We start from the raw sequence: 17,199 nt of genomic DNA, 5'->3' as shown, positions 1-17,199 counted from the left end.
ATCTTTGACAACTTTGGGAAATGTATTTATAATCACTATCAAACAGATATATTTATGTTTATCGCCCAAATTTTACCAAACTTTGGGCGATTTTTATCGGTTTTTTCTTAACATTCAACACTTCTGCAGCATTACTAAGTAAATATAAACAAATGAATCTCACTATGTTTAATGACAACTTACAAGTCTCTTGAATCACCAACACTTACTACTTTGCCGTAAGTGTTGGCTTCCTGTGTCATTGGTCGTTGCTAGGTTAGGAACAATTACATTTTGCCGTGTTGCAAAACTTGTTGTAGATGTTGACGAATTTCTTGTGCGTGTTCTATATCAGACTGGCGCAGTTTTTGGAATAATTCTACACAAGGCTGAGAGTTTGCTTGTTGTGCATCTTGGATGTATTGATCATAAGCTTTGACTGCTTCAGCTTTATTATGTAGTACGGTAACAAAATCGTATTCTAGGTTGCTAATGGGTTGTTGAGATTGTCCGTTACCTGTAGTAGTCATATTATTGACCTCATTTAAGTTTCTATTTCATTTCTACTTACCTTAAAAGCTCGGTTCATCTCTCTAAAAGCGTAGAAAAAAGCACAAAGGCTGCTGACGCAGCCTTGAATAAAAGTTGGATTTTTATAACCACAGAGTTATTACCTCTTGGATAATTTATGTCAGTGGTTGATGTTTCTCACACTGATGTGAATAGCGAAATTCTTGTTCGGGTTGTTTTTCTTTACCCCCTTGATAGACAATAGGACAGAATTTGGTGTTAGCACTTATACAGTCCATGTGTGGTGTTTTGGCACAAACTAGTAGTAAACTGCCTAAAATAAATAACAAGCCACAAATGGCTGCTGTTTGAATCCAAGAAATTTCTAAGGCTCCGTGAACTACTACTTCTCGCAGAACTGAGACAATTGTGACTTCCACTGCTACACCCACAGAAATGCTGTGTTCTTGCAAGTAAATCATTAATAGTCGAAATAACTCGACTAATATTAAGACAAAGAGAATTTTGGCAGTTACTTGTTTATAGTCTAATGTGTGAGTGATGGCAATAATTATGCTCCATATCTGCATAATCATGACTGCAAATAAGCTTAAGCACAAGACAATCACAAGTAAGTCTTGAAAAGCTTCCATATTCCGAGCAATTAAATGTCGATCAAGCCAGCGATCGCAAAATAAAAAGCGACTTTTGAAGCGTTTTTGCATTGGTATGTTCCTATGAGGTAAATTTCACCCCACACCAGCTAGTCTATCCATTTCTCTTATTGTGACTTAATATTAAGATTCGCGCCTCAGCGTGGTTGGTAATTTAAATTTTGTACTTGTTGCAACAGTTTTTCCGAATTTTGTACCCACTGAACATTTCCTTGAGCTTTATATAAATCTCTCGCATATTGCAGCACTTGTGCAGCTTCGGCATATTTTTTTTGCTGCATAAATACTAACCCTGCACCATAATAAGCATTGGGATAATTAGAGTTAGATTCGGCAGATTTTCTAAAGGCTGCTAATGCTTCGTTTAATTTATTTTGATTAAACCAAATTGTCCCTAAATTATAGTGAGCTTCTGCATATTTAGGATTGATTTTAATAGCTTGGCGAAAGGCGCTTTTGGCTTGATCAAGTTTACCTTGTTGCAAATAACAGATACCGAGATGATAGTGAGGCTCTGGCGCATTTTTACTATATTCTGCGGCTTTTTTAAAGGATGCGATCGCTTGTTCCCAATTTTGTTGCTGTTGTCTCACTAAGCCTAAGTTATAGTGGGCAAAACCCAGCTTGGGATTTAATTCTATCGCTCTTTGTAAATAATCGTTTGCCTGTTGAACATTATTACCTTCTAACAAGGCTCCGCCTAAATTGGCAAAAGCTAGGGCAAACTGGGGATCGGCTTGGGTGGCTTGATAAAATGCGTCGGCGGCTGGCTTTAATTGTCCGCTTTGCCTGTATGCTAACCCTAGATTGTAATGGGCTGCGGCTAATCTTGGTTCTAGCTGAATTGCTTTTTGAAAGGATGCGATCGCCTCTTGCACTCTTCCTGCTTGAATTAACTGTAAGCCTTGATTTAACCAGTCTACAGCCGCTTGATTAAATGATTGTGCCAGTAATACAGCAGGCTCCGCAGGCAAAGCTGTGGGAGTTAGCCAAAAAATACTACCACCCAAGAATGTGAGATTTATTAACCCTATTATGGGATATTTATAGAATAACCAGCCCATTTTTCACTAATTTTAATTGAGATTAAGCTAATAAAAAATTTGGTCTTGCTGTTAGTTTTAACAAATATTTTAGGTTTTCCATTAAAGTTTGATTTGCTTAATATTTCTTAAGCTAAATCTTACGACTGACTACAATTTTTTTAGCATCTGATTAAAAGGAGGATAATTACAAATTAAAGCAGGGATGATTCTCTGTTAAAAGGAAGAATATTTATCCCTGAAAAATACATACAGGTAGTGCAGGTAAGAATAACTTACCGCAAGGGAGGTTGTATGAGCGAAAAAGTCAACACGGGTTCGCGGAACGTTGCAATTGTCGGCCCTTATTTAAGTGGAAAAACTACCTTACTTGAAAGTTTATTGTTTGTGACTGGTGCGATTTCTCGCAAAGGCAGCGTTAAGGATGGTAACACAGTTGGAGATAGTGCAGCAGAATCGCGCGATCGCCAAATGACTGTAGAAGTTAGCGCCGCCAGCACCAACTATAACGGAACTCGGTTTACCTTTATAGATTGTCCGGGAAGCGTAGAATTTGCCCAAGAAACTTACAATGCTTTGATGGGAGTTGATGCAGCAATTGTAGTTTGCGAACCCATACGCGATCGCGTCCATACTCTTGCTCCTCTATTTAAATTCTTAGACGATTGGGAAATTCCCCATATTGTCTTTGTCAACAAAATGGATCGGGCAAATATTCATGTTCTCGAAACATTACACGCCTTAAAAGCCGTTTCTAGCCGTCCATTAGTGGCGCACCAATACCCCATTATGCAAGGGGAACAATTAACAGGCTTTATTGATATGGTGAGCGAACAAGCTTATCAATATCATCCTGGCGCACCAGCCGATCAAATACCTTTCCCCGAACATCTCAAAGCCGAAGAACATGCAGCACGAGCCGAAATGCTCGAAGCTTTAGCAAATTTTGATGACCACTTACTGGAAGAATTATTAGAAGATATTGAACCACCCCAAGAAGAAATTCTCAACGATTTAAAAATGGAACTAGGCGCAGATTTAGTAGTTCCTGTCTTCTTTGGGGTTGCAGAACAAGATTATGGCGTAAGACCTTTATTAGAAGCACTGCTACGGGAAGCACCAGAACCAGACAGTACCGCCGAACGTCGTTTAAAACAAATCAGCAGCAAAGCACCTTTGGCACAGGTATTAAAAACTTACTACACTCCCCAAGGCGGTAAACTTTCCCTAGTGCGAATTTGGCGAGGTAAATTAACCGATGGGATTGTCCTCAACGGTGTGCGTGCGGGTGGACTTTATCGCTTGATGGGACAACAACAGCAATCTGTGAATGAAGCTGTGGCTGGCGAAATTATTGCTTTAAGCCGGATGGAAGGTGTAAAAACAGGTGATATGCTCTCCACAGAAACGCTAAAAACCACAATCTCGAAAGCCGAAGAGTTAGAACCTGTGTATGCGTTAGCTATCACACCCGAAAAACGCAACGATGAAGTTAAACTCAGCAGTGCGATCGCTAAACTATTAGAAGAAGATCCTTCCCTGGCTTGGGAACAACATGGCGACACCCACGAAGTGATTCTCTGGGGACAAGGTGAAATTCATTTGCAAGTCGCCTTAGATAGACTGCGCCGCAAATATAACTTGCCCATGTCTACCCATCTGCCGCAAGTACCTTATAAAGAAACAATTCGTAAACCTGTAACCTCCGTACATGGGCGTTATAAACATCAAAGCGGTGGACATGGACAATTTGGTGATGTCTTCCTCGATATCAAACCCTTACCACGGGGTGAAGGCTTTAACTTTAAAGAAACCATCGTCGGTGGTGTAGTTCCCAGACAGTATATTCCGGGTGTAGAAGTCGGTGTGCGGGAATTTCTCGCGCATGGGCCTTTAGGCTTCCCCGTTGTGGATGTGGCTGTAACGCTAACTAACGGTTCTTATCACAACGTTGATAGTTCTGAACAAGCCTTTAAACAAGCTGCGCGTTTAGCGATGCAAACAGGGATACCCCAAGCACAACCCACCTTACTAGAACCAATTTTGCGAGTACTAGTAACCACACCGAGCGAATTTACAGCCAAAGTACTGCAACTGCTGAGTGGTAGACGGGGACAAATTCTCGGTTACGAAGGTAGACAAGATTGGCAAGGCTGGGATAATATTTCTGCCTATTTGCCGCAAGCAGAAATGCAGAACTTTATTGTCGAGTTGCGATCGCTCACTTTAGGCGTTGGTTCCTTCCACTGGGAATATGACCACCTCCAAGAAGTACCAGAAAAACTTGCCGAACGTGTGCTTGCTGGTAACAGTAATGGTAATGGTAACGGCAACGGCAAATAATATTAAGTAAAAAATGTCTTCTCTATTCAGAATCTTGGAGTGGTAATATTTATCACTCCAATTTCTTGTTTCACAACAGTTAATTTTTTAATAGGCGGGATGTTTACCCATTTTTATACCAATACTAAAGATTCATCTTCTTGCCAATTAAACAAGGATTCAAGTTCCCCTGATTCAGCAAATGTAATTGCAGCTATTAAACATTGGGGTAAATTAACACAAATTTTCTCAGAATAATTACCTGCTTGTCCACCTACAACTAATTTTTGCTCATTCGTAGAATTTGTATGTTTGTTTTTTGCATTTATCAATGCTTGATAAAAAATAGATAAATTAATTTTTTGATCAGAAGTATCTGAGTTGGTTATTTCATAATTAACTGGATGCAAAAGAGAATAAAAAATCTCATTATCTAAAGTAGCAGTAACAATATATTGACCTTCATTACCTCCACCAATCATCATATAACTTTGAACATCAGCTTCTAAACTAACTAAAGTTTTACTTTTACCATCTAACTCACAAATAGTTGTTTTTATTTGTTGCCAATTAGGATTTTCAATAAAAGTTTCTTCATTTCTGTTCCCTGTCCATTTATCTGTATATAGTTTGGATACAAACATTATTTGCTCCTTGTTTTTGGAACAGTAATTTTTAATATTCAGCTTTTATCACTATTATTAGGCAAATTATCTATATCTATATTGTAAAGAAACTTAGCTCTAATTTTATTTAATTTACTCTTTTTCGCTAATAAGCGAATAGCTTGCTCTAATGTTTGGGATGCAGGTAAACTGAACTTCAAAAACTTTTTAACCATAAGATATAAATCAGCATCGCCTTTTTCAAGCCATTGAGTATATTCCTCAACAGTACAGTTGTTGATAAAGTCAATATGTTCCTTCTCCCAAGGTGATATTGAACGGGAATCATTACTGATTATATTTTTTATTGCTGTGGTGATATCTAAAGTTTGCAGATATTGATGCTTTTGTTCTTCTAGATATGCCTCTAATTCAGGATATTTACGCAATTTGGCTCTAAAATTTAAATCATTAAAATAGTGAGGGTCATTATTTTTTAGTTTATGTTCTAATAAATCTCTTTCATATTTACTAATATCAAGTTCTATAATTGAAGCAAATTGTTCAACTTGTTCAAATTCGGAAATACTTAAACATAGATGATTTTCTTCAAGAAAATTTATAATTTCCTCAATAATTTCTTCTTCGGAATTTCCAAATGAATTATAATATGGCTTGCCAAGATTATGCAATCTTTCAATAACTTGGTTTTTTTCCTCTCTATCATTAAGAATCTTTCCTCTTTTAATAAACTCTATTTCATCATGATGAGACAGTGAGCTTTCAACTGAATGAATTATAATCTCATCAATTTCTAGAGAATTATATCCTAGATAAGATAATTTTTGTATAAGTTGAATTTGTTCTTCAAAATTATCATTATTTTTATATCTTGAAGAGTCTGTTAAAGATACTACGCTGTCTATAGTAATGGAAAAATCTTTACAAAACTCCTTATCTATTGTTAATAAATTAATGATAATAGTATTTCTTATAACTTGACTACGTAAACTAGGCTGCCAATCTTTTATTAAAGAACTAAGTTCATCAATCAACCATCTAGTTTTACGAAGAACGCGAATGTTGTTTGTACGAGTATTTATAAATACTGATTTTATTACCTCTTTGTCAGGATGATCTTTAAAGATAAAATCTAAGTTTTCTTCTACTGTTGGAGCAAGCGTAAATTCTCTATCAATTACTTTTTCTCTGTAAGTCAGTAAGCTTTTTTTGGATTTTTTATCTAGATTATCATCATTATAAATTAAAATTATTTTACATTTTAATTCCTGAACTAGATATTCAACAAAGCCAAGTATTTCATCTAGTGGAATCTGAGATTTTCTTTCAAGATCGTCAATACATATAATTGAATTCTCGTTTACGTTTAAATTAAAAAATATCTCAAGCAATAAATCACCACCCATAGCAAGTAATGAACCTGATAATCCAAAGTCGAGTTTTGGAGTTTTTTCTAATCTTCCAGAGTTACGGTTGATAAATTCAGAAATATTTTTAATTGGTTTAGGTTTGATATTTTTCTGGTAATTAGCAACTATTCTTGCTTTCAAGTGTTCAATTGAAGAAATCCCAAAAACAGAAGCATACAAATAATAGTTATTTCGATGTTCATCTAAACAACTTCGTACTAGATGGGTTTTTCCAATACCCCATTTTCCTTTGATAGCTAATACTTTATAGTCTTGATTGTTTAAGAATTTATGAATAATATTTGCTGCTTCTCTTCGATTCACTCCAGGACAAAATATATTTGTACTGTCCCCCATAAACACTTGTACCCTCTGATAACTGAAATTATAATTATTTTATTAATTCTAAAAGCATGAATTAGAAGTAGAAGGCTATGTTGTTATATACAAAAAACAACAAAAAATCTCATACCTTATGGTAGCTGATTTTGATTACTTACGTACAAAACTAGTAGCCAGATTAACCGAACTTACCAGCAGTGAACTCACTAATTTTCATACATAATGCGATCGCTCTAAAAAATCATTCCTCATCGGGCAAAGTTTCCATCTCTTCAGCAATCAGAGACTGAAAATCTGCATCGCAGTGGGTATGCAAATGAACTGTAGCAGCTAGTAATTCTCCCAATATTTCAGCTTGCTGATTAGTAGTTAAACTGGGTAACTGGAGTTGATTGATTAAAGCTTGAACTTTACTACATTCTGTACCTAATTCAGCAATTAAAGTACTGAGTGTAGAACTTCTAATTGCTAAAGTGCGATCGCTAATCTGCATATTCATTATTCCAATCTTTTGCGGGCTTGTTGGATTGCTTTTTCAAAAGCACGAATCTCTTTTTCCCAATGTTTAATTAAACCTTCGTCTGGTAAATCCTTTTCTGATTCCAGTCTAATCTTTTCTTGATGTTCATGAATCCTTTGAGTTAAGGAATCAATCGCCTTTTTGTGATGTTTCTTACCCATTACGCTGAACGATAGGCAATGCGGAGACTTTGAATCAAGATAATCAAAGAAGCGATCGCCATCAAGCCGCCCCAAAACCAATAAGGTAAAAGTAAATATCTTTGCATCTGGGCTGTGTCAGATAGCCCCAAATAACCAGCACTATAACTAAATAAATAATCGAGTTGGTGATAAGTACTCACGCAAGCTTGGACACCCAAAAATTGAATAGCAAAACCTTGCATCCAACGTGGTGCTTTTAAAGAAATACCAAGAATAATTAAACCTAATAAGGGAACTGCCAATAACCCAAACCAAGAACGCACCCAAATTAATGTAGATAATAATAGAAAACTACCTAAAATTTTTAAACTCAAAGATGCAGCTTTAAAACTGCGGGAAGCCAGAATCAAAGCTGCACCAGCAATTGGCGGCCCCATTGGCCCAGCCGCAGCAACTAAACCGGGGCCAAGGGGGCCTAGTGATCTGACGATGCTATAAGTAGCTACACCGGAACCATTGCTAAAAATTTCCAACTTGTGAAACTGTCCGCCCAACACCAGCGCCATTAAACCGTGTCCCATTTCATGAAACCAAGTTGCCAGAATGGTGAACGGGTATAAAATATAGTCGCCGCCGGGAACCTGCCACAACAAAGCCGTAGCGATCGCAGCTGCAACTAACCAAGTCAACCCCATACGTTCTACCTCTGGTGGGGCTTCTGTAGAGAGCAAAGTTGCAAAATCTTTACTTGGTTCCTTCATGGCGTACTTTCCTGAATGTAATTACCCCAATGAGTGGAGTGTCTTTTCATCCATCCTAATCTAAGAAGGCAGTGGTTCGGCTACGCGGTAATCGAGCGAAGTCGAGATTCACCAACCGGAGGCAGGAGGCAGGGGGCAGAATCATTCTTTCTCTGTTCCCTGTTCCCTGTCCCCTATTTTCAAGTTAGCTGAAAGATAAATGTTACCAAGTCGCCTTTACCGAGGCTGATGCGATCGCCTGGGCGGAGGCGGTGTCTGTTCCCTGGTAACAATGGCAAGTTATTAATATAAGTGCCATTAGAACTACCGACATCTTCAACATAAAAAGAATCTCCCTCAACGCGAATATCTGCGTGGATGCGAGAGACAATTTCTGAATTACTAAACCCAGAAACATCGATATCGGGGGGGATGCGATCGTTGGGTTTACCAATGTGAATTACCGACAGACTTTGGGGTAACTCAATTTCGCGCTCACTTTGAATGTGAACTAACCGCGCTGTCACCTGTTGTAACTGAGTTCTGGCCACACCTGCGGGGGCTTGTACAGGTACAGGTGCGGGTACTGTTGCTTCTGGTTCAGGTACAGGTACAGGTTCTGGTGCAGGTGCGGGTTCTGGTTCTGGTTCTGGTTCTGGCACAGGTGCAGCAGCTACAGGCGGTGGAGATGGAGGTGCGCTTTCCACTGCTAGGGGTTGTTGTGCTGTGGCTGGTGGTGCATTAATTCCTAGTGCGTCTGGTTGTAACAGATCCAACAATGGATCTGGTGTCACTAATGGCGGTACTTGTATAGGAACTTCGGGAGCAACTGTAGGTGCAACAGCCGCAGGAGAAACAGGAGCAGGTGCAGCAGCAGAATGGAGATTAAACCCACATTGACCGCAGAAAGCAGCATCAGCCTGTACCGTTGCTCCGCAGTTGGGACAGTTACTAGTCGCTGGTAAAGGCGTATAGCAAGCTTCGCACTGGACAGCGCCGTTAGGATTGGGATGATTGCAATTCGGGCAGACGATCATTGATTTAAGCCTTTGTTGAAGATCAGCGTTAGATAGCACTGGCAAGCAGAAAAAACTCCGTAGATGCTTCTGCTTCCACCAATCAGCAGTTTTGCAAGGGGGCAATTCTAGCTTTCGATTTTAACAACTACTCTTTAGGAAGTTAAAAGTAAAAAGGCAAAAGTAACAAACAATAGAGTCTTTTACCTTTTTACTTTTACCTTTTGACTTTAATTTGGCAATTCCGCCCCAGCAGCCGCATCTAGTAGCCACCAAAGTTCGCCTTGGGGACGAATTAAGCGAGATGGGTAGCTAAAGTCATCGGCTTGGGGGGCGAAGACTTGGGCTAAAGCTGGACGTTTATTAGCACCAGCGACTACAAAAATCACGCTACGAGCAGCGTTGATAAAAGGGTAAGTAAAAGTGATGCGGGGGTTGCCATCTTTATTACCCACAGTCACTAAGCGATCGCTCACTTTTAAGGCTTCGGTGTGGGGAAACAAAGATGCAGTATGGGCATCATCACCCATACCCAACAGAATTACATCTAATGATGGAAACTCACCGGGAGCAGAATGAAAAAATTCTTGTAAATCCTGCTCATGCTTGGCAGCCGATAAAGCTGGATCAGCATCTAAAGTGGGCATAGCGTGAATATTGGCGGCGGGGATATCAACACGGTCTAACCATGCACGCCGCGCCATTAATTCATTGCTATCGGGATGATCTGACGGGACGTAACGCTCATCACCCCAAAAGACGTGAATTTTATCCCAAGGCAAATCTTTTGTAGCGATCGCTTCATATAAAGGCTTGGGTGTACTCCCGCCAGATAAGGCAATCGTAAATTGCCCCCGTTGAGCAATGGCGGTTTCTAACTTCGATAAAATTAACTCTAGCGATCGCGCTATCAGCGCAGACTGATCCGATAGAACTTCTACCTGTTTATTCATGGCTTGATAATTACATTGCCGGCTTCCAGCAATACGATACCGAACTTATTACAAACCCTCCTTTGAACTTTTGAAACTTTTAACATCTAAGACTTATGCACCAAGATTGTCTGTGAACAATGGGTGTAGGGGTGAAAGGGTATGGGGTGTAAGGGTTTTAGATACCTACACCCATATACCCCTACACCCTTGCCCAAACTTTTGATTTTTCATCTCACTGCATAAGTCCTAACATCATCAGTTAGGTGGGCAAAGTTTAACCTATTTTATGGTTATCATCTGTCAGGTTATTTTGTCCGTAGTCAGTGGTACTAACTGGGAAAAGGGGTGTCAGGGTGTAGGGAAATGAGATCCCCGACTTTTTCAAAAAGTCGGGGATCTGAAAACAGACTACTTTTCCCGCAAAGGTGTCCAATTACCCGAAGGAACAAACGCCGCCCAAAACCGTGGATGCTGATATTCTTCTGTTTTGAGTAAATCTAACTGTGCTGCACGCAAAGCTTCATGTCTTCCTTTACCTGCTTGCAAATTTTGGTAATACTTCGCCATCAAATCTTTTGTTGCAGCATCATCTACCAACCACAGACTTAACACTTGAGTTTGAGAACCAGCAATTACCAAAGCCCGACGCAAACCATACACACCATCGCCAACTTTGACATCGCCTCTACCAGTTTCACAAGCCGACAGCACCACTAACTGATTAGAACGCAAATCTAAACCAGCAACTTCTAGCGCCGTCAAAATCCCATCATCACCGCTTGTCACCTGATTACGTTTGTTTGCACCAGCTAGGGCTAAACCAGAACGCAATAAGGGGTTTTCTACTGCTAAAATCTTTTCTTGATTTGGTTTTTCTGGTAAGTCTAATGAGGCGTTGATATTTTGGGCAATATCCGCGATGAAAAAACCGTGAGTTGCCAAGTGGAGAATCACCGGACTATGTAATTTTTTCACTGCCGTTTCCGTGGCATTTTTGCCTAATAGTAATTTAGCATTTGGCAAAACTTTTTTGATGGCGATCGCTTCATATTTAGTTGCAGCTAAAGGCAGAAATTCCAAGGTTGCCAAATCACTAGAGCGTTTATTTGGAAAGGTTTGTACACTAGGCTTTTTATTAGAGGCGACAGTTTGATTTTGATAGTCGTAGTCAATATCTGCCAGCACAACCGGAGCCGTAGCATTACTAGCATTTGACTGAAAACGTAATAAATCCCGCCCAGTTGTCAGGTAAGAAAATGAATAACGCTGAATGAGAAATTGGTCTTGCTCATCTTTGAGAGCTTCAAAGGGAATTAATGTTAATTGTCCATCAGGAGAAATTAAAATATGCCGCGCATCACCCAAAAAAGGGCGAATAGGTGCGATTAATTTTTCATCTAACGTGCGAGCCAGTTTTTTAAATCCTGTACCAATGGCTAACGCTGTGCGGAAATCTATTGCTAATTTATCAATTTCTGCGGCTTCACCTAAATCAACCCATTTTGGTTGACCTTGAGAACGTAAAACCGCCACCGCATAATGGGGTTTACTAAATTTTTCCGCTTCCGTTGTGGCTTTGACGTTGAATGGTTTATACTGCACAATCTCTAACAAAGCTGCATCTTGAGGTATTTTGGCTTGGACAGCAAATAAATCGACTGGTTGAATTTGTTGACGAAATTCGGCACTTTTCACACTAATTTTGGCTTCCAGTTTTTCTTTTTCTGCTTCCAATTTTCCTATCTGCTCTGTTGGGTTAGCAGTTTGTTGTGTTGAACGTGAAAAAACTAAGGCTGATAATTGCTGTTGTATTTGCAACCATTGAGTAAACAAGTTTTGAGTTTCGGGATTTTTATCTAATTTGCTGCGTAATATTTGGATGCTGTCAGCTACAGCATCTAAAACTAGCCCTTTGCGACGTAATACAGTAATTAAAGCTAAAGAAGCGGCGGCTGGATTTTTCTTAGCTTCTTGTAGAGCCAAGGAAACAGTAGCATCAGTTGTCCCAGCAAAAGTCTTAATGTAATCTTGTTTATTTTTTTCCGAGCCGACAGCAAAAATTAAATCAAGATTTTTTGCTTGAATTTCTAACCCACGACGCTCAAAATCAACAGCATGAACAATATCACCCTTGGCTTGATATAAAGAAGCCAAATTAGTTAAGCTAATCGCCACATCAGGATGTTGTTTTCCTAATACCTTTTCAAAAATTGCTAAAGCACGGAGATGCAGAACTTCTGCTTGTTCATATTTCCCTTGTGAACTATATAGTGCAGCCAAATTATCTAATTTATTGGCAACATCAGGATGTGATTTACCTAATATCTTTTCACTAATAGCTAAAGCGCGGAAATACAAAGGTTCGGCTTTGGCAAACTTTCCTTGGGCATTATACGATGCAGCCAAATTATTTAAAGTAATTGCAATATCGGGATGTTCTTTACCAAACACCTTTTCATAAATAGCTAAAGCACGCAGGTGCAGTGATTCCCCTTGTTCATATTTTCCCTGTAAATCATAAAATAATCCCAAATTATCTAAGATAGTTGCAAAATCAGGATGGGAGTTACCCAGCAACTTCTCATAGATAGCCAGTGAGCGGAGATACAAAGGTTCTGCTTGTTTAAATCTGCCTTGTAGACGATACAGTCCGGCTAAATTATTTAAGCTAATAGCGACATCAGGATGTTCTTTGCCAAATATCTTTTCATAGATAGCTAAAGCACGCAGATGCAACGGTTCTGCTTGTTCATATTTGCCCTGTTTTCTATACAGTAAAGCTAAATTATCTAAGCTAGTAGCAATCTCACGATGCGAATTACCCAATAATTTTTCTTTAATAGCTAGTGAGCGGAGATACAGAGGTTCTGCTTGTTGATATTCTCCTTGTGCTTGATATAGTGTAGCCAAATTATTTAAAGTAGTGGCGACACTGAGATTTTCTTGTCCAAGGACTTTTTCTCTAATAGCTAATACACGTTCAGCTAAGGGAATAGCAGTACTATATTTTCCTTCTTGGTATAACTTGGTGACTTGTTGATTTAGTTCTTCAGCTTCCTTTAAGGCTGCTTGTTGCTCTGCTGAATATGTAGGAGTTTGCTGTTGCGCCATCCCTTTGACTGGCATACTTAAGAGTAACCCTGGTGTCATTCCCGCTACCATTATCCAAGGTGTTAGACACACACCCGCAGCATTAATCGCACTGAATAACTTTTTCACAATCAACTCACAAGCATTTTGGTTTGGCTATGACATCAATCATGTCCGCTCTAATAACTTTTTGCAAAGCTGTTGTCAACAAAACTCAAAACCTCTTCTTCCTCTCCGCGCCTTTGCGCGGCAGTCGCTACAAGTCGGGAAACCCGCCCAACGCACTGCCTTGCCTCTGCGTGAGACCATCCCACAAAATTTCTCGACACTTCACCCTTAAAAGCTCAACTTTTACCCTCAGAACCTCAATGTTCAAGTAAAAAGGCTGAAAATTCTAATTCAAAGGCTCAATTTACTATTGAAAAACCCAAATTTTTATCTTTTGTAGTTGACAGTTTTGTGGTTTTCTTTATAGCATTTGTTGGGTTCCACTACGTTTCACCCAACCTTGTATATTGAGGGAAGTAGTAGAGTGTCGTACACTGAGCGAAGTCGAAGTGTGAGTTTTGAGTCAGAATACAAAATTTCATACTTCATACTTCATACTTCAAAAAGTTTTTCCCAGTCAGGAATAGCCTCACGTTGAGCAATTAATAATTGTTGAATACCTTTTTCAGCAAAATCTAACAACTGATTTAACTGAGTGCGAGTAAAACTACCTTCTTCTGCTGTTCCTTGAACTTCAATAATTCCCAGGCGATTATCCATAACAACGTTGAAATCGACTGTAGCGGCTACGTCTTCTGGGTAGTTTAAATCTAGATATGCTTCACCGTCTAATAAGCCTACAGAAACAGCTGCTACTTGTCCAGATAAAGGCGATCGCTCTAACACCCCGCGCTGTAATAATTGGGAAATTGCCTGCGCTAAAGCCACAAAACCACCTGTAATAGCTGTGGTTCTAGTACCTGCATCTGCTTGCAACACATCAGCATCTACAGTGATTGTACGTTCTCCTAACGCCTCAAAATCTAGGGTGGCTCTTAAGCTACGTCCAATTAACCGTTGAATTTCTTGCGTCCTTCCCGACAATTTCAACAATTCCCTTTCTTGGCGCTGCTGGGTGGCGGCGGGTAACATTCGGTACTCAGCTGTTAACCAACCTTTGCCACTTCCTGTTAAAAATCTTGGCACTCCCTCAGTCACGCTGACATTACAAAGTACCTGAGTATCGCCGCATTTAGCTAACACTGAACCAGGTGCAAAGCGAGTAAAGCCAGACTGAAAGCTTACAGTACGGAGTTCGTAAGGTTGTCTGCCATCGGGACGCTGCCATGCCATTGGATTTGCCTCAAGATTTTCCTATTAGGATACTGTGGGAAGTGTGAAGTATGAAATTTGCAATCTGAAATTTTATCTTTTGACTCAAAACGTACACTTCGACTCCGCTCAGTGTACGACACTCAACACTCAGCACTCAGCACTCAACAGCAAATTCAGAATATTCTGCTCAACCATATCGGGTGTTTGATCGCCGTTAATGGTTAATAGGCGGCGGCGACGATCGTAATATTCTAGGATGGGGATAGTGCGATCGTAAAAGAGTTCTACACGACGCTGAACGATTTCTGGTTGGTCATCTGGAAGAGAACGCCCCAAGGAACGGCTAACCATGACGGCTTGCGGGACTTGTAAATAAATTGCCCAGTCGAGTTTCTGTCCTAGAGTATCCAATAAAAAATCTAGTTCTTCCGATTGAAAGGCGGTGCGGGGATAGCCTTCTAATATCCAACCACAACTAACATCAGGCTTGGTCAGACGTAGCCGCATTAATTCAATCATCATTTCATCGGGAACTAACTCGCCTCTGGCTACGTAGGGTTGTGCATGGCGACCAAGTTCGCTATAGTTAGCGATCGCTTCCCGTAAAATTTCACCCGTAGAAATCTGAGGTATATCAAAGTGTCTGCCCAGCCTTTGCGCTTGAGTGCTTTTACCTGATCCTGAACCTCCCAGAATCACTAATTTCACTTGATTTCACTCCTCATCTGGTAAAATTCACAACATTCTACTCTGTTTTTTCCAAATTCAGAGTTCTGATGAGACTCGGTTAATTTCATTCATGGCTCCAAATTTTGCGATCTTGTTGCGACTAGTTTCATCCAAAAAACAAAAATGTCAATATCTCATACCAATTTTGGATTTTAGATGACTTTTCCGTTCCAGCCTTACCCATTCCCTACTCCCCACTCCCTATTTCCCTTTTCTCAGAACACCCTTGTCAAAATCAGGTAAATCATATAAATAGATTTGGAACTACTCTCAACAGAACATATTTATTTTTTTGTAATTTTCTAAATTTTCCTTATGGTTGCCCAGTTAGAATCTTTCAGCACCAATTCGACAATTTCTTTACCAAATCCAGTAGAAGGGCTTGTGCAGGTTTTCACCAGTTCTCACCGTAACTTTTTCACCACTGTTATGGCGCAAGCCTTGAGAATTGCTGGTCAAGGCACATCTGTATTAGTAGTACAGTTTCTTAAAGGCGGTATCGGTCAAGGACAAGACAAACCAATTCAGTTAGGGCAGAATCTTGACTGGATACGCTGTGACTTACCTCGCTGTATCGATACACCACAACTAGACGAAGCCGAAAACCAAGCTTTACAAAAATTATGGCAACATACTCAAAATGTCGTCTACGAAGGTAAATATTCCCTGGTAGTTTTAGATGAGTTAAGTTTAGCCATCAACTTTGGTTTAATTCCCGAAGCCGATGTTTTAGAGTTTCTGGCAAAACGTCCGCCCCACATTGATATCATTCTCACAGGCCCAGAAATGCCTAAATCCTTATTAGATGTCGCCGACCAAATCACCGAAATTCGCCGGAGCGATCGCCCCTAAACAAAATACTCCGTTCACGATATTCTAGTAGTTCGGTTGGAATTACCTGTGAACTTGTGATTAAGAACGATAAATGGATTACCGAAATGGCTCAACAAGGGATGATTTCACCCTTTGAGCCAAGCTTAATCCGAAAAGTGCAGAAAGAAACATCTGTAGATGCTCAACCCGTTATCAGCTACGGTCTTTCTTCTTATGGCTACGATATTCGCCTTTCCCCGGCTGAGTTTCGGATTTTTCGCCACATACCGGGAACTGTGGTTGACCCCAAAAACTTTAATCCGCACAACTTAGAGTCAACACCACTGCATACAGATGTCAATGGTAGTTATTTTATTTTGCCTGCTCACAGCTATGGGCTGGGCGTTGCTTTAGAAAGGCTAGAGGTTCCAGATAATATTACAGTTGTTTGTATCGGTAAAAGCACTTACGCACGTTGCGGTATAATTGCAAACTTAACTCCTGCGGAAGCTGCGTGGCGCGGTCATTTAACTCTAGAATTTTCTAATTCTTCTAGTGCTGACTGTCGTATATATGCCAATGAAGGTGTAGTGCAGTTACTCTTTTTAGAAGGAGAACCCTGTGCGATTAGTTACGAAACAAGACAGGGTAAATACCAGGATCAGTTAGAGATTGTTACTATAGCTCGCGTATAGTTTAAATTCAAAACCACAGGTTACGGTTAATTTTACCTGTGGTTTTTATGTTTATTGTGTGCGTAGATGCAAAGCGGCTTGTCACTCGATATCGCATAATTAATAGACATCTTACATAAATATTTTTTTGTCTCGCGCATAGACACGGTAGCGGCTTCTCGTTCGCGTAGCGTCTCCGTCAGGAGAAGAGTAGGCGCAAAGGCGCAAAGAAAAGCTCGCAAATAATGATTTTTACAAGAAGTTTAATCTTAAATATATTGCCTCATCCAAAATCTAGGATATAACTATCA

The 17,199-nt window shown here is 39.8% G+C and carries 16 protein-coding genes; 3 read left to right on the top strand and 13 right to left on the bottom strand.

Going from position 1 to position 17,199, the window contains the following annotated elements; all coding sequences use genetic code 11:
- Positions 1 to 266: 266 nt before the first annotated feature.
- The 3 genes from H6G75_RS21270 to H6G75_RS21260 all read right to left on the bottom strand — a co-directional run bounded on the left by H6G75_RS21270 (position 267) and on the right by H6G75_RS21260 (position 2,227).
- On the bottom strand, positions 267 to 509 hold the full coding sequence (locus H6G75_RS21270) for a hypothetical protein (RefSeq protein ID WP_190982010.1): 243 nt from the start codon (positions 507 to 509) through the stop codon (positions 267 to 269).
- Between the two features lie 156 nt (positions 510 to 665).
- Entirely contained in the window at positions 666 to 1,214 is a 549-nt protein-coding gene (locus tag H6G75_RS21265; RefSeq protein ID WP_190982009.1) for a phosphate-starvation-inducible PsiE family protein, read from the bottom strand.
- A gap of 86 nt (positions 1,215 to 1,300) precedes the next feature.
- Entirely contained in the window at positions 1,301 to 2,227 is a 927-nt protein-coding gene (locus tag H6G75_RS21260; RefSeq protein WP_190982008.1) for a lipopolysaccharide assembly protein LapB, read from the bottom strand.
- Between the two features lie 273 nt (positions 2,228 to 2,500).
- On the opposite strand from H6G75_RS21260, the gene H6G75_RS21255 reads away from it, so the two are divergent.
- Complete coding sequence (locus tag H6G75_RS21255) at positions 2,501 to 4,549, top strand: elongation factor G (protein WP_190982007.1); 2,049 nt, start codon at positions 2,501 to 2,503, stop codon at positions 4,547 to 4,549.
- Between the two features lie 113 nt (positions 4,550 to 4,662).
- Here H6G75_RS21255 and H6G75_RS21250 read toward each other — a convergent pair whose 3' ends face one another.
- From H6G75_RS21250 to H6G75_RS21205, 10 genes are all read right to left on the bottom strand, one after another.
- Positions 4,663 to 5,172, bottom strand: coding sequence for a hypothetical protein (locus tag H6G75_RS21250; RefSeq protein ID WP_190982006.1), 510 nt, complete (start codon positions 5,170 to 5,172; stop codon positions 4,663 to 4,665).
- A 38-nt stretch (positions 5,173 to 5,210) separates the two neighbouring features.
- A complete protein-coding gene (locus H6G75_RS21245) occupies positions 5,211 to 6,920 on the bottom strand; it encodes a P-loop NTPase fold protein (RefSeq protein ID WP_190982005.1) in 1,710 nt (569 codons plus the stop codon).
- Positions 6,921 to 7,146: 226 nt separating this feature from the next.
- Positions 7,147 to 7,404, bottom strand: a complete 258-nt coding sequence (locus H6G75_RS21240) for a hypothetical protein (RefSeq protein WP_242051198.1) — start codon at positions 7,402 to 7,404, stop codon at positions 7,147 to 7,149.
- On the bottom strand, positions 7,404 to 7,586 hold the full coding sequence (locus H6G75_RS21235) for a hypothetical protein (RefSeq protein WP_190967617.1): 183 nt from the start codon (positions 7,584 to 7,586) through the stop codon (positions 7,404 to 7,406). The genes H6G75_RS21240 and H6G75_RS21235 overlap by 1 nt, the downstream gene beginning before the upstream one ends.
- Positions 7,586 to 8,329 carry a M50 family metallopeptidase gene (locus tag H6G75_RS21230; protein WP_190982004.1) on the bottom strand — a complete coding sequence of 248 codons (744 nt, stop codon included), beginning with the start codon at positions 8,327 to 8,329 and terminating at the stop codon, positions 7,586 to 7,588. The genes H6G75_RS21235 and H6G75_RS21230 overlap by 1 nt, the downstream gene beginning before the upstream one ends.
- A gap of 179 nt (positions 8,330 to 8,508) precedes the next feature.
- Positions 8,509 to 9,345: an FHA domain-containing protein gene (locus tag H6G75_RS21225; protein WP_190982003.1), complete on the bottom strand. Its 837-nt coding sequence runs from the start codon at positions 9,343 to 9,345 to the stop codon at positions 8,509 to 8,511.
- Between the two features lie 209 nt (positions 9,346 to 9,554).
- On the bottom strand, positions 9,555 to 10,277 hold the full coding sequence (gene pgl, locus H6G75_RS21220; RefSeq protein ID WP_190982002.1) for a 6-phosphogluconolactonase: 723 nt from the start codon (positions 10,275 to 10,277) through the stop codon (positions 9,555 to 9,557).
- Positions 10,278 to 10,667: 390 nt separating this feature from the next.
- The gene (locus H6G75_RS21215; protein ID WP_313934883.1) at positions 10,668 to 13,478 is read right to left on the bottom strand and encodes a CHAT domain-containing tetratricopeptide repeat protein; all 2,811 of its coding nucleotides are present in this window, start codon (positions 13,476 to 13,478) and stop codon (positions 10,668 to 10,670) included.
- A gap of 471 nt (positions 13,479 to 13,949) precedes the next feature.
- Positions 13,950 to 14,690 carry a ribonuclease PH gene (gene rph, locus H6G75_RS21210; RefSeq protein ID WP_190982001.1) on the bottom strand — a complete coding sequence of 247 codons (741 nt, stop codon included), beginning with the start codon at positions 14,688 to 14,690 and terminating at the stop codon, positions 13,950 to 13,952.
- A 129-nt stretch (positions 14,691 to 14,819) separates the two neighbouring features.
- Positions 14,820 to 15,380, bottom strand: a complete 561-nt coding sequence (locus H6G75_RS21205; protein WP_190982000.1) for a nucleoside monophosphate kinase — start codon at positions 15,378 to 15,380, stop codon at positions 14,820 to 14,822.
- Positions 15,381 to 15,716: 336 nt separating this feature from the next.
- On the opposite strand from H6G75_RS21205, the gene H6G75_RS21200 reads away from it, so the two are divergent.
- Positions 15,717 to 16,253, top strand: coding sequence for a P-loop NTPase family protein (locus tag H6G75_RS21200; RefSeq protein ID WP_190981999.1), 537 nt, complete (start codon positions 15,717 to 15,719; stop codon positions 16,251 to 16,253).
- A gap of 56 nt (positions 16,254 to 16,309) precedes the next feature.
- Positions 16,310 to 16,909, top strand: a complete 600-nt coding sequence (dcd, locus tag H6G75_RS21195) for a dCTP deaminase (RefSeq protein ID WP_190981998.1) — start codon at positions 16,310 to 16,312, stop codon at positions 16,907 to 16,909.
- Positions 16,910 to 17,199 lie beyond the last annotated feature (290 nt).

The sequence above is a fragment of the Nostoc sp. FACHB-280 genome (genome assembly GCF_014697615.1).
Taxonomy (GTDB): domain Bacteria; phylum Cyanobacteriota; class Cyanobacteriia; order Cyanobacteriales; family Nostocaceae; genus Nostoc_B.
The sequence above is the reverse complement of the archived record's forward strand: the minus strand, read 5'-3'. Positions and strand labels throughout refer to the sequence as shown.